At 63.6% G+C, this 13,822-nt stretch carries 12 protein-coding genes; 6 read left to right on the top strand and 6 right to left on the bottom strand.

Annotated elements, in window-relative coordinates; genetic code table 11:
• Positions 1 to 52 precede the first annotated feature (52 nt).
• The 5 genes from ASD50_RS00075 to ASD50_RS00095 all read left to right on the top strand — a co-directional run bounded on the left by ASD50_RS00075 (position 53) and on the right by ASD50_RS00095 (position 6,149).
• Complete coding sequence (locus ASD50_RS00075; protein WP_056233967.1) at positions 53 to 1,213, top strand: efflux RND transporter periplasmic adaptor subunit; 1,161 nt, start codon at positions 53 to 55, stop codon at positions 1,211 to 1,213.
• A 13-nt stretch (positions 1,214 to 1,226) separates the two neighbouring features.
• Entirely contained in the window at positions 1,227 to 4,355 is a 3,129-nt protein-coding gene (locus ASD50_RS00080) for an efflux RND transporter permease subunit (protein WP_056234677.1), read from the top strand.
• Between the two features lie 102 nt (positions 4,356 to 4,457).
• Positions 4,458 to 4,937, top strand: coding sequence for a MaoC family dehydratase (locus ASD50_RS00085; RefSeq protein ID WP_056233970.1), 480 nt, complete (start codon positions 4,458 to 4,460; stop codon positions 4,935 to 4,937).
• Positions 4,938 to 5,053: 116 nt separating this feature from the next.
• Positions 5,054 to 5,698, top strand: a complete 645-nt coding sequence (locus ASD50_RS00090) for a TetR/AcrR family transcriptional regulator (RefSeq protein ID WP_056233972.1) — start codon at positions 5,054 to 5,056, stop codon at positions 5,696 to 5,698.
• 202 nt (positions 5,699 to 5,900) lie between these two features.
• Positions 5,901 to 6,149, top strand: a complete 249-nt coding sequence (locus ASD50_RS00095; RefSeq protein ID WP_244484388.1) for a DUF680 domain-containing protein — start codon at positions 5,901 to 5,903, stop codon at positions 6,147 to 6,149.
• A 91-nt stretch (positions 6,150 to 6,240) separates the two neighbouring features.
• Here ASD50_RS00095 and ASD50_RS00100 read toward each other — a convergent pair whose 3' ends face one another.
• From ASD50_RS00100 to ASD50_RS00125, 6 genes are all read right to left on the bottom strand, one after another.
• On the bottom strand, positions 6,241 to 6,468 hold the full coding sequence (locus tag ASD50_RS00100) for a hypothetical protein (RefSeq protein WP_056234685.1): 228 nt from the start codon (positions 6,466 to 6,468) through the stop codon (positions 6,241 to 6,243).
• A gap of 117 nt (positions 6,469 to 6,585) precedes the next feature.
• Positions 6,586 to 7,173, bottom strand: a complete 588-nt coding sequence (locus tag ASD50_RS00105) for a sarcosine oxidase subunit gamma (protein WP_056233973.1) — start codon at positions 7,171 to 7,173, stop codon at positions 6,586 to 6,588.
• A complete protein-coding gene (locus ASD50_RS00110) occupies positions 7,166 to 10,159 on the bottom strand; it encodes a sarcosine oxidase subunit alpha (RefSeq protein ID WP_056233977.1) in 2,994 nt (997 codons plus the stop codon). The genes ASD50_RS00105 and ASD50_RS00110 overlap by 8 nt, the downstream gene beginning before the upstream one ends.
• Positions 10,156 to 10,452, bottom strand: coding sequence for a sarcosine oxidase subunit delta (locus ASD50_RS00115; protein WP_056233980.1), 297 nt, complete (start codon positions 10,450 to 10,452; stop codon positions 10,156 to 10,158). The genes ASD50_RS00110 and ASD50_RS00115 overlap by 4 nt, the downstream gene beginning before the upstream one ends.
• Entirely contained in the window at positions 10,452 to 10,805 is a 354-nt protein-coding gene (locus tag ASD50_RS00120) for a cupin domain-containing protein (protein ID WP_056233982.1), read from the bottom strand. The genes ASD50_RS00115 and ASD50_RS00120 overlap by 1 nt, the downstream gene beginning before the upstream one ends.
• Before the next feature lie 7 nt (positions 10,806 to 10,812).
• The gene (locus tag ASD50_RS00125; protein WP_056234688.1) at positions 10,813 to 12,066 is read right to left on the bottom strand and encodes a sarcosine oxidase subunit beta; all 1,254 of its coding nucleotides are present in this window, start codon (positions 12,064 to 12,066) and stop codon (positions 10,813 to 10,815) included.
• A gap of 223 nt (positions 12,067 to 12,289) precedes the next feature.
• Here ASD50_RS00125 and ASD50_RS00130 point away from each other — a divergent pair, with 223 nt between their 5' ends.
• On the top strand, positions 12,290 to 13,795 hold the full coding sequence (locus tag ASD50_RS00130; protein WP_413813855.1) for a helicase HerA domain-containing protein: 1,506 nt from the start codon (positions 12,290 to 12,292) through the stop codon (positions 13,793 to 13,795).
• Positions 13,796 to 13,822: the final 27 nt, after the last annotated feature.

Consider the following 13,822-nt stretch of genomic DNA (forward strand, 5'->3'; position numbering starts at 1 on the left):
TTCGGTGTTACGAACCGGCGAACGCAATATCAGATTGCATACCGGAGCCCCGATGACCGCCTGGAAGCAGCTATTTTTGGCCCTTGTGATCCTTGCCGCGGCGGCCGCCGCCTGGGTCAGCTTTTTTCCGGGCGCCCCCGAAGTGCTGGCCCGCTGGGGCATAGAATGGGCGCATGCCTCGACGCCGAGGACCGAAACCGGTTCAATTCGGCGTGATCCGCAAGGCGGAAATACGGATCGCCAGCAGGTCATGGTCGTCGCCGCGCCGGCAACCGCCGCCACCATCAACGACCGCCTGCAAGCCATCGGCACTGGCCGTGCCAAGGCAACCGTTGCCGTCACGCCCTATGGGTCGGGGCGCCTGACGGAAATCCTCGTCCAGTCCGGCGCACATGTCGAAAAGGGCGAGATTATCGCCGAACTGGATTCGGCAACCGAGGAGATCGCCGTCGAGCGCGCCAAGGCCGAACGCGACGACGCCGTGGCCAAGGCCGAGCGCATGCGCCAGCTGCGTGCCTCCAATGCGGCTACGCAGGTTCAGTTGACCGACGCCGAACTGGCACTGCGCAACACCGAGCTTTCGCTGCACGACGCGCAAGTGGCGCTGGAGCGGCGCTCGATCACCTCGCCTATTTCGGGTGTCGTCGGCATCTTGCCGATCGAAGCCGGCAACTACGTCACCAGCCAGTCGTCCATCGCCACCATCGACGACCGGTCGAGCATTCTTGTCGATTTCTACGTGCCGGAGCGCTTTGCCGCCGCGATCAAGATCGGCGCTGCGATCAACGCAACGCCGCTGGCCAATCCGGACAAGCAGTATGACGGTTCGGTTTCGGCCATCGACAACCGCATAGACGAGAAAAGCCGCACTTTGTGGGTGCAGGCCACCATCGCCAATCCGTCGGATTCGCTGCGCGCCGGCATGGCTTTCCAGATCGGCATGCAATTTGCCGGCGACACCTATCCGGCGGTCAGCCCACTGGCCGTGCAGTGGGGCACCGATGGCGCCTTCATCTGGACAGTGGATGACGGCAAGGCCAAGCGCGTGCCGGTGCGCATCGTCCAGCGCAACACCGAAAGCGTGCTCATCGACGGCCCGATCAAGCCGGGCACCATCGTCGTGACGGAAGGCGTGCAAAGCGTTCGCGATGGCGGCGGCGTGAGCGTTGCGGCAGGCGGCGCATCGCCAGCCGCCGAAGCCGACGGCTCGTGAGCGGAAAGCCGCGATGAAGGAAGAAACCAAAAACGGCGAAACGGGACTGACGGCGCTCTTTATCCGCCGCCCCGTGCTGGCCTTCGTTCTCAACACGCTGATTGCCGTTGCCGGCCTTGCCGCCTTCTACGGCGTGGAGGTGCGCGAACTGCCCGACGTCGACAGGGCTGTGATTTCGGTCAACACCAACTTCACCGGCGCAGCCGCCGAAACCGTGGACCGCGAACTGACCGACATCGTCGAGGGCGCGGTTGCCCGCGTATCGGGCGTCAAGTCGATCTCGTCCCGCTCGACCTTCGGCTCCAGCCGCGTGACCATCGAGTTTAACGACGGTGTCGATCTCAACGTAGCGGCCTCGGATGTGCGCGATGCCGTCGGGCGCGTCGCCAACCAGATTCCGGAGGAAGCCGACCCGCCGCGCATCGTCAAGGCGGACGCCAACTCCGATGCCGTGATGCGGCTGGCGGTAACCTCCGACACCATGTCTGTCGAGGATATGACGGCGATCGTCGAAGACCAGATCGAGGACACGCTGGCAGCGGTGCCGGGCGTTGCCGACGTGCAGGTCTATGGCGACCGCGAGAAGATTTTCCGCATCGACGTCAACCAGGCCAAACTTGCGAGCCTCGGCTACACCGTTGCCGACCTGCGCCGCGTGCTGGCCTCGGTGGCCTTCGATTCCCCATCCGGCTCGATCACCACCAGCGATCAGAACCTGATCGTGCGCACCACCGCCGACGTGACCACGCCCGAAGCTTTCGAGCAGATCGTCATCGACGGCACGACCCGTATCGGCGATGTCGCGACCGTCACGCTCGGCCCCGACATCGGCCAGAGCACATTGCGCTCGGACGGCAAGGCCGGCATCGGCATCGGCATCGTGCGCGCGGCGGAATCCAACACGCTCGACATCTCCAACGGCGTGAAGGCAGTGGTCGCCAAGCTTCAGCAAAGCCTTCCGCAGGGCATGAACATCAAGGTCACCAGCGACGACGCGGTGTTCGTCAACGGCGCCGTGCACGAAGTCGAGATCGCGCTGATGCTGGCTGTTTCGATCGTGCTGATCGTCATCTACGTGTTCCTGCTCGACTGGCGCGCAACGCTGATCCCAGCCCTGTCGATGCCGGTGGCGATGATCGGAACCATCGCGGCGATCTACCTTGCCGGCTTCTCGATCAACATCCTGACGTTGCTGGCGCTGGTGCTGGCGACAGGTCTGGTCGTGGACGACGCCATCGTGGTGCTGGAAAACATCGTGCGCCGCCGCAACGAAGGGCTGGGACCCCGCGCTGCCGCCGTGCTGGGCGCGAAGGAGGTGTTCTTCGCCGTCATCGCCACCACGGCCACGCTGGTCGCCGTGTTCGTGCCGATTTCGTTCCTGCCCGGCCAGACGGGCGGCCTGTTTCGCGAGTTCGGTTTCGTGCTCGCCATGTCGGTGCTGCTGTCCTGCGTCGTGGCGCTGACGCTTTGCCCGATGCTGGCGTCGCGCATGCTGAGCGGCGCTTCGCTACACCAAGAAGGCAACCGCGGCATTGGCGGCAGGATCGGCAAGAAACTTGGCGATCTCTACCGCCGCAGCTTGCGCATGTGCCTCAACGCACCGTGGCTGGTCGTGCTGGTGGCGCTGCTGTTTGCCGGCACCGCCTTTGCGCTTTTCGGCACCATACGGCAGGAATTGACCCCCACGGAAGACCGCTCGGTCGTGCTCTTGCGCATCAATGCGCCGCAGGGCGTGAGCCTCGACTACACCGCCTCGCAGATGCGCGAGATCGAAGCGCTGATGCAGCCGATGCGCCAGTCGGGCGAGATCCAGAGCACCTTCCAGTTCGCCGGCAACAACGGTGCCTACAACAGCGGCTTCATGGTGGTGACGCTGGCGCCGTGGAACGAGCGCACGCGCAGCCAGCAGCAGATCATGGCCGAGATACGCAAGCTTGCGGAACAGGTTCCCAGCCTGCAGGTGTTCCCGGTCCAGCCGAACAGCCTTGGCATACGCGGCGCCGGCAACGGCTTGCAGTTTGCGCTGGTAGGCAACGACCGCGCGGCGCTCAGCCAGGCGGCGAACAAGATCATCGATGCCTTGCATGACGATCCACGCTTCGAGCAGCCCCGGCTGTCTGTCGACCCGACCCAGCCGCAACTGGCGGTCGCCATCGACCGGCAGCGCGCCTCGGACCTCGGCATCGACATCACCGGCCTTGCCAACACCATGCAGGCCATGCTGGACGGCAACGACATCGGCGACGTCTATATCGGCGACCGTTCCTTTGGCGTGAAGCTGGTATCCACGACCAATCCGATCAACGACCCGACCGATCTCGAAAACGTATTCCTCAAGACCGGCGACGGCCGCTACGTGCCGATGTCGACCATCGCGACGCTGACGGAAAAGGCGGTTCCGCCGACGCTGGAGCGCGAACAGAAGCAGCCTTCGGTCGCCGTCACCACCAACCTTGCCCAGGATTTCGCACTGGGCGACGCGCTGAACACGGTTGAGGACATCGCCAACCCGCTGCTGCCGGCCGGCGCGCGGCTGCTGCCGCTTGCCGAAGCGGCAACGCTCGGCGAAACCAACAGCGGCATGATCACCATTTTCGGCTTCGCGCTCGTCATCATCCTGCTGGTGCTGGCGGCGCAGTTCGAAAGCTTCGTTTCAGCCGTCATCATCATGGCGACGGTGCCGCTGGGCCTGGCCTGCGCCATCATCGCGATGATCATGACCGGCACCAGCCTCAACGCCTACAGCCAGATCGGCCTGGTGCTGCTGGTGGGCGTGATGGCGAAGAACGGCATCCTGATCGTGGAGTTCGCCAACCAGTTGCGCGATCGCGGGCTTGGCGTGCGCGAGGCGATCGAGGAAGCGTCCAACATCCGGCTGCGGCCAGTGATGATGACGATGATCTGCACCGTGCTTGGCGGCTTGCCGCTGGTGCTGGCGAGCGGCGCGGGCGCGGAGGCGCGCATTGCCCTTGGCTGGGTGATCGTCGGCGGCCTCGGCCTTGCGGCGGTCTCGACGCTGTTCCTGACGCCTGTCGCCTACCTGCTGCTCGGCCGGTTCGTGCAGCCGAAGTCGCATGAGGAAGCGCGCCTGAAGCGCGAACTCGAGGAAGCGGCCTACACCAACATGGAGCCGGCGGAGTAGGGTCGGCATACCCGGATTTCCGTTGCGCCGGATGACAAGCCCGGCGCAACCCTCTATTGGTGCCCGCGCAAGCGACAGGGCCCAAGAAGAGAAGCGATCCGAATGACCCCGATCACACTTGAGCAACTTCTCGACAGCGTCGGCAAGGAAGTCGGCGTATCCCCCTGGCGCGTGGTTTCCCAGACCATGATCGACCAGTTCGCCGACGCGACCGATGACCATCAGTTCATTCATTGCGACCCCGAGCGCGCGGCGCTGGAGACGCCGTTCGGCGGCACCATCGCCCACGGCTTCCTGCTTTTGTCGCTGCTGTCCGCAATGACGTTCGAGACGCTGCCGCCGCTGGAAAAGGGCAAGATGGGCGTCAACCACGGTTTTGATCAGATCCGCTTCCTCGCCCCGGTCAAGACCGGCTCGCGCATCCGCGCCCGTTTCCTGCTTGCCGACGTAAAGGCCCGCCCCTCCGGCTGGGTGCAGGTGACGCATGACGTGACCATTGAAATCGAAGGCGCCAGGAAGCCGGCGCTCAACGCCCGGTGGCTGACCCTGACCTTTGCCGAACCTGAAGCCCGGCAGTCTTGACGCCACTTTTTGAAAACAGGTTGATGCGCATCAACCATGTTCCCCTACGGCATCTTGCCCCCTCTCCCACGGCCTTTATATAGGAATCCGGCGGCGGGAATGAGAAAGGTGACCGGGTGTTGCATAACGCCAAGCAGCGTCGCGAATTGCACAAGGTGAATCTACGCTCCGAACTGATCGCCGCTGCGCATAAACTCGTGCAGGAGGAAGGCTACGACGCCTTGACCATCCGCAAGCTGGCGAAGCGCGCCGGCATGGCCCCGATGTCGGTCTACTCCTATTTCAACGACAAGCAGGAAATTCTCTACGCGCTGGCCGAAGACGCCTTCTACGCGCTGGCGCAACGCATCGAGCGAAACCAGCCTGACGACCCGCTGGAAGCGCTGCGCGCAGTGATGGTTGAATACGCCGCATTCGGGCTCGGCAATCCGAACGAATACCGCATCGTGGCATGCACCGAACAGGTAACGCCGCCCGAGAAGCTGGAACCCGGACAGCCGGACGAGCGCAACCCTGCAATGGAACTTTTGATCGGACGCATAGAAGCCTGCGTGAAGGCGGGCAAGCTGAGCGGCGACCCACGCGCCATCGCAACCATGATGTGGGCGATCGGGCACGGCACGATATCGCTGCTGATCTCGTTTCCGAACTACAAGTTCGGTGATCCGCAGGCATTTGCCGAGCGCATGTACGACCTGGCGCTGGCAGGGTTCAGCACCCAGCACATCCCCCCGTTGAGCGACGAGCCGGCAAGCTGCTGAGCACGTAAAGACAGGCCGCGTTCCCAAGCTGCCTGCGGGGCCGATCTCCTGACCCTTCATCTTTGGACATGCGTTGCGCAACGCCTCGTTGCCGTTGCGTAAGGAAAAAGTCGTACATGTACAATTTCCCTTGAATCCGACCTTACGTAAGGTTAGATTTTCATCCGTACACGTACGAAATTTACCACCACCCGAACGGAGAATGACGGTGAAGACAACCGCTCTCGCCCTTGCGGCCTTGCTTGCCCTGTCCAGTGGAGCAATGGCTGCTCAAGCCAAGCAACCCGCAGCGACCAATGCCGACCTGGCAACGACCTGCGCCCAAAGCGCTACCAAGCTTGATTGTTCCTCGACCGGATCGTTGGAAAAATCGAAGCCTGCCCCTGCTCCAAGCGAGGGGCCGAGGCTTGGCATCGGGGTCAACCCCTGGATCATGCCATCGACGTTCTGACGGCAATCATTTCATGCAGGATGGACAACGGGGCGGACCGCCGCATGGCCGCCCTGTTGTCGCTTGTTCACGCGGCCTCGTCTGCAGACGGCTAGCGCCCCGGCTTGCGACCCTTCACGGTCTTGGCCTTGCCGGGCTTGGCCGGCCCGCCGGGAATGGCGCTGGAGGTTACGGAGACCGGATCGCTGGCGGGGAAAGTGTCTTCGAGACCTTCTTCCAGCTCTTCTTCGTCGATGTCCTCGCGCCGCTCCTTTTCGAAGGATTTCACCGCAGAAGTCTTGCCGCGTTTAGCGGCATCTGGTTTTGCGTGACCGGCCATCGTCATATCTCCGTAGAGTTTGCAGGAGGTTATGACCCCAGAAGGCTGGCGGCAAGACGGTAGCAACCAGTTGCCAGACAAGCGGGCGGCAGACCGTGAACAAAATCCAGCGAATACTCAGGCTGCCGCGTCGCGCGCCGCTTCCGTCAGGAACGTAAAGACATAGTCGGAGAAGGAACGCCAGCACTCGACCCGGAAGGCGTCTGCCGCCGGGCGATAGAGCAGGATTTCCGACTTGCCGAGCACGGTGCGCGAACAGGCGCCGACCGGAAACGCATCGAGCGACAAATCCTGCGGACAGCCGGCACTGACGGTTGCTTGCGCACCCGCGCCTGAAACGGCGAAGGCGACGTTGCGATGCGAGACGCCAACGGCCGAATGCAAGGCCTTCGCGTTGGTGCAATCGTCAAGCGGATTGCCGCCTGCTTCATCGATGACGAACCATTCGTCCGGGCCAAGCCACAAAACGGTGCGGCCGTTCTTGCTGGCCGATGTCTTGGGCTTTTGCGGCAAGGTCACGCCGAGCGCACGAGACAGTGCAGCGACGGATGCTTCCGGTGCCCTCAACGAAATGCGCTCGGCCGGCGGCAACACGCTGACCTTGACGTTGGAACCGGATGCCTCGCGGCCTGCCAGTGCAGGGCGGCACTCGACCAAGGCCGTGGCCGGTGCGGAGGCCGGTTTTTTTACAGCAGCCTTAGCCATTGAGATGCTCTCCCTTTTCGTCGAAGAACACCAAGCCGGTCACTTCGACTTCGATGGTGCTGTCGGGCATCGGCACATAAAGCGTTTCACCCATACGATCCTGACCGCCGGCGACCAAAGCAAGAGCGATCGAGCGCCCGCAATTCTCCGACCAATAGCTCGAGGTAACGTGGCCGAGCATTTTCATCGGGATCGGCTGCTTCGGATCGGCGACGATCTGAGCGCCCTCCTCCAGCACGACATTCGGGTCCTTCGTCTTCAGGCCGACAAGTTGCTTGCGACCCTTGGCAACGAGATCCGGGCGCTTCAGGCCGCGAATGCCGACGAAGTCGGTCTTCTTCTTGCCGACTGCCCAACCGAGAGCGGCGTCATCCGGGGTGACGGTGCCGTCCGTGTCCTGGCCGACGATGATGTAGCCCTTTTCGGCACGCAGCACATGCATGGTTTCCGTGCCGTAGGCGCAGGCCCCATGTTTCTGGCCTTCGGCCCAAAGCGCCTCCCAAACGGCCTCGCCGTAATCGGCCGGTACGTTGACCTCGAAGCCGCGCTCGCCCGAAAACGACATGCGGAAAAGACGGGTCGGCACACCGCAGATCTTGCCTTCGCGCACTGACATATGCGGCATGGCGGCATCCGAAATATCGATGCCTTCAAGCAGCGGCGCGATGATGTCGCGGGACTTCGGGCCCTGCACGGCAATGACGGCCCACTGTTCCGAGATGGAGGTGAGCCAGACGTTGAGGTGCGGGAATTCGGTCTGCAGATAGTCTTCCATGTGGTTCATGACGCGGGCAGCACCACCGGTTGTGGTGGTGACGTGGAAGCGGTCGGCGGCAAGACGGCCGACGACACCGTCATCATAGATGAAGCCATCCTCGCGCAGCATGACGCCATAGCGGCAGCGGCCGACTTCCAGCTTCTCCCATGGATTGGTGTAGAGCAGTTCCATGAACTTCGCCGCATCCGGGCCGACTACCTCGATCTTGCCGAGCGTCGACGCATCGAACAGGCCTGCGGTCTTGCGGACGGTAACGCATTCGCGGTTGACGGAGGCGTGGATGTCTTCGCCCGACTTGGGGAAATACCACGCGCGCTTCCACTGGCCGACATCCTCGAATACCGCACCGTTGCGCTCCGCCCAGCCATGTGTGGCGGTGCGGCGCGTTGGGTCGAAAAGCTTGCCGCGGGCATGGCCGACAATCGAACCGAAGGTGACTGGCGTATAGGGCGCACGGAAAGTGGTCAGGCCGACTTCGGGTATCTGCTTGCCGAGCTCGTCGGCTGCAATGGCAAGGCCGTGCATGTTCGAGGTCTTGCCCTGATCGGTCGCCATGCCGTTGGTGGTGAAGCGCTTGACGTGCTCGATTGAGCGCATGCCTTCATGCACAGCCTGGCGGATATCCTTGGCGGTGACGTCGTTCTGGAAGTCCACGAAGGCCTTGACCGTGGTGCCGGGACCGGCACCGGGTGCAGCGCCCAGCATGCCGCGCGACCAGCTTTCACTGGCTTCCACCTTCGGCTTGGTGGACTTGGCGGCTTTGCCGCCGGCATCCTTTGCTGCCTTGACGCCAGCCGCATAGGCTTCGTCGAGGCACGCGGACAGGCCGTCGGTTCCGTTGCAAGCACCTGCCGAAACACAGTCCTGCGCATAGGTGCCGGGCAGGAAGCGTTTGACTTCGTCGTTGAACGCGACCTTGCCGCGCGACTGCGAGAAAAGGTGGACGGAAGGCGTCCAGCCAGCCGACATCAGCACTGCATCGACCGGGATGGTACGCTCGCCACCGCCGTTCTTGGGCTGCACGGTCATGGAAGTCACGCGCAGCTTGCCGCCGACGCGAACCACGGCGCGACCGCCATGGATTTCGATGCCCATCGCGCGGGCTTCATCGATGATCGAACCTGCCGGATTGTCGCGCAGGTCCACGATGGCGGCGATGTTGACGCCTGCCTTCTTGAGGTCGATTGCGGCAGCATAGGCGCTGTCATTGGCGGTGTAGACGCCGACATTGCGGCCAACCGCGACACCGTAGTGGTTGAGATAGGCACGCGCCGCCGAAGCGAGCATGACGCCCGGACGGTCGTTGTCGGCGAACACCATGTGGCGCTCGATGGCGCCGGTGGCGATGACCACACGCTTGGCCCTGACCTGCCACAACCGCTCGCGCGGCAGATCGGGATGGGGGGCCTGCATATGGTCGCTGACGCGCTCGACCAGCCCAACGAAATTCTGCGCGTAGTAGCCGAATGCGGTGGTGCGGGACAGCACCCGCACATTTTCCATGGCAGCCAACTTGGCGACCGAGGCCTGCGCCCAGTCCCAGCCGTTCTGGCCGTCGATGACGGAGCCGCTTTCAAAGCGAAGCGCCCCGCCAAAATCGGCCTGTTCGTCGGCAAGGATAACGCGCACGCCCGTCTCTGCGGCGGCAAGCGCAGCCGCAATACCAGCCGCACCGCCGCCAAGCACCAGCACTTCGCAATGGGCAAAGCGCGCTGCGTAGTGGTCGGGGTCCGGCAGCTCCGGCGAAACGCCAAGGCCGGCAGCTTCGCGAATTTTCGGTTCGTACAAGCTCTTCCACGCCGCCTTCGGCCACATGAAGGTCTTGTAGTAGAAGCCGGCCGAGAAAAACGGCGAAGCGAGGTCGTTGACCGCGCCGACGTCAAAAGAAAGCGATGGCCAGCGGTTTTGCGACACTGCGGCCAGCCCGTCATAAAGTTCCTGCACGGTGGCGCGCACGTTCGGCGTCTTGCGCGCCGCATCGCGATGGATGCCGACCAGCGCATTGGGCTCCTCCGCACCGGCCGAGAGGATGCCACGGGGACGATGGTACTTGAACGAACGGCCGACGAGATGGACGCCGTTGGCCAGAAGCGCGGAAGCCAGCGTATCGCCGGCAACGCCGGAATAGGACTGGTCGTCAAAGGTAAAGCGGGCCGTCTTGGCCTGGGTCAGCCGGCCTTTGCCGGGGACGCGGTAGGATACGCTCATTTGCCCGCTCCCGGCAGTTTCTTAGGCTTCGGCTCGCCGGCCTTGTAGGTCATGACAAACTTGTCGGACACGGAATCGCGCACCGCGTTGAAGAAGCGGGCGCAGCCATGCACATGCCGCCAGCGCTCATAGACGAGGCCCTTGGTGTTGTCGCGAATGAAGAAGAACTTTTCGAAATCCGCGTCGCTGATCGAGGCGATGTCCGAAGGGCGCGCGATATGCGCTTCGCCGGCATTGCGAAACTCGATCTCGGGACGCTCTTCCTCGCAGTAGGGGCAATGGATCAGAAGCATCAGACGTGAACCTTGGTTGCGGCAGTTGCTGGATCGCCGGTGTTCGGCGTTCCGGCGGGCTCGATGAGCAGCAGATGCGTCTCTTCCTCGGCGACCGGACAGTGCTCGACGCCTTTCGGCACGACATACATCTCGCCGGGTCCAAGCACGACGTCCCCGTCACGGAGCTTGATGGTCAGGCGCCCCTTTAGGACAAGGAAGAAATCGTCGGTATCCGGATGCGAGTGCCAGTTGAACTCGCCCTTCACCTTGACGACCATGATGTCGTTGCCGTTGAAGCCGGCCACGATCTTCGGCGACCAGTGCTCGGAGAACAAGGCGAGCTTGCTAGCAAGATTGACGGGACCGGTCATAGCAGCCTCAGTGCGCCACGGCGGCGGCTGCCGCCTCGTCGATCAGGCGCCCGGTGCTGAAGCGCTCCAGCGTGAATGGCGCATTGATCGGATGCGGCTCGTCGCGGGCAATGGTGTGGGCAAAGACGTTGGCCGAGCCCGGCGTTGCCTTGAAGCCGCCGGTACCCCAGCCGCAATTGACGTAGAGGCCCTTGACCGGGGTCTTGGCCAGGATCGGCGAGCGATCCGGCGTGACATCGACGATGCCGCCCCAGGAGCGCAGCATCTTCATGCGCGTGAAGATCGGGAACATCTCGCAGATGGCGTCGAGCGTGTGCTCGAGGATGTGGAGGCCGCCGGTCTGCGAATAGGACGTATACTGGTCGGTGCCGGCGCCGATCACCAGTTCGCCCTTGTCGGACTGGGAGATGTAGGCGTGCACGGTGTTCGACATGACCACGCAGGGAACGATCGGCTTGATCGGCTCCGACACCAGCGCCTGCAACGGATAGCTTTCGAGCGGCATGCGAACGCCAGCCATGTTCATCAGCACCGAGGTGTGGCCGGCAGCCACGACACCGACCTTCTTCGCGCCGATGGTGCCGCGCGTCGTCTCCACGCCGGTAACCTCGCCATTCGGTCCGCGATTGATGCCGGTGACCTCGCAGTTCTGGATGATGTGGACGCCGCGCGCCGAAGCGCCGCGGGCATAGCCCCACGCGACCGCATCATGACGGGCAGTGCCGCCGCGCCGCTGCAGGGCGGCGCCCAGCACGGGATAGCGGGCATCCTTCGAGATGTTGAGCGGTGGGCAGAATTCCTTGGCCTGCTCCGGCGTCAGCCATTCATTGTCGATGCCGTTCAGGCGATTGGCATGAATGTGGCGCTTGAATACCTGGATGTCGTGGATGTTGTGCGCCAGCATCATGACGCCGCGCGCCGAATACATGACGTTGTAGTTGAGGTCCTGGGAAAGCCCGTCCCACAGCTTCACGGCATGGTCGTAGATGCCCGCCGATTCGTCATAGAGATAGTTGGAGCGGATGATGGTGGTGTTGCGGCCGGTGTTGCCGCCGCCGAGCCAACCCTTTTCCAGCACCGCGATATTGGTGATGCCGTGCTCCTTGGCGAGATAGTAAGCGGTGCCAAGACCGTGGCCGCCGGCCCCGACGATGATCACGTCATATTCTTTCCTGGGCTCTGGCGAGGACCATTGTTCCTCCCAACCCTTGTGGCCACGCATGGCCTCACGGGCGATGGCGAATACCGAATATTTTTTCACGTGTTCCAAGCCTCGCGGATGAGGAGCGGCGTTCGATACGCCTGTCGCGCGAGGTGTACCACTAGCGAAACCATGCGGCCATCCTTGCGCTGTTTGCGACGACTAGTGCCGCTTTGCGTCATACGCAAGCATCGCGGCAAACGGCCTGTGGGTATTGCCGCTTCAAAGCTTCGCAATGACCGAACTGCGGTGCTAGAGCCTTATTTCCGTAAAGGAGCGATGCGTGAAGGTAGATATAGACATGGGAGCGGCCTCCCCCGGGAAGCCTGCCATGCTGGATCTGGAGGAATTGCTGGCAACCCGTTTGCTCGTCCAGGGCAATTCGGGCTCCGGCAAGTCGCACCTTCTGCGCCGCCTGCTGGAACAGAGCGCACCTTGGGTGCAGCAGTGCGTGATCGACCCGGAGGGCGATTTCGTCACGCTCGCCGACAAGTTCGGTCACGTCGTCGTCGATGCCCAGCGCACGGAAAGCGAGTTGACCCGCATTGCCGGCCGCATCCGCCTCCACCGCGTGTCGGTCGTGCTCAACCTGGAGGGGCTGGATGTCGAGCAGCAGATGCGCGCGGCAGCCGCCTTTCTTGGCGGCATGTTCGATGCCGAACGCGACCATTGGTACCCGGTGCTGGTCGTGGTGGACGAAGCGCAGCTTTTCGCGCCGGCAGTGGCCGGCGAAGTATCTGATGAGGCGCGCAAGGTCTCGCTTGGCGCGATGACCAACCTGATGTGCCGTGGCCGCAAGCGCGGCTTGGCGGGCGTCATCGCAACGCAGCGGCTGGCAAAGCTTGCCAAGAACGTGGCGGCGGAAGCTTCCAACTTCCTCATGGGTCGCACCTTCCTCGATATCGACATGGCGCGCGCCCCCGACTTGCTCGGCATGGACCGCAGGCAGGCCGAGATGTTCCGCGACCTGGCGCGCGGCCATTTCGTGGCGCTCGGCCCTGCGATCTCGCGGCGGCCTTTGCCGGTGACGATCGGCGCGGTCGAGACCTCCGCCCGCTCGGTAAGCCCCAAGCTGATGCCGCTGCCGGAAACGACGGAGGACACGCTCGGCCTGATTTTCACCCCCGGCCCGGAAGAAATGCGGCAGCCGGTGCGCCGCCCACCGCCGGCACCCACGCCGACGGCCGACATCATCGCCCAGTTGTCGCGCCCGCAACCGGCACCGGAGCAACCGGCGGAACCGGTTTTCGCCATCATCGACGAAGCCGAGCGCGCCGCCGGTATAGACGCGGTAATGCGCGAAATACTCGAAGACCCCGATGCGGCGTTCCGCACCGATGCGGTGCTTTATCAGGACTTCCTCGTACGCTGCCGTATCCGCCGCGTCGCCGGCGAACCTCTCCAGCTTGCCGCTTTCCGCCGCAAGCTGGCGGTGGCGCGCGCCGGCGTCGACCGCGAGACGGCGGGCGGCGAGACATGGGCAACGGCGCTCAGCCTGTCGGAGAGCCTGCCGGAAGACCTGCAAGGCGTGTTCCTCGTCGTCGCCCAGGCAGCAGTCTCCGGCGCACCCTGCCCCTCCGATGCCACGTTGGCCCGCACTTATGGCAGTCATTCGCCGCGCCGCGCGCGCCGGCTGATCACTTACTTCGAGGAACGAAACCTCCTGGTGGTGCGCACGGACTTCCACGGCAAGCGGGTGCTGGCTTTCCCAGACCTCAGCTGCGAAACCGCTCCCGGCGACCCCAACGCGCCGGATGAAGCCGGCGCCTCCAGCGACGCCGCGGAATAGGCGTACGGATTTGATCAGTTTTGCCAC

Origin of the sequence: Mesorhizobium sp. Root552 (genome assembly GCF_001427285.1) — a bacterium.
Lineage (GTDB): Bacteria > Pseudomonadota > Alphaproteobacteria > Rhizobiales > Rhizobiaceae > Mesorhizobium.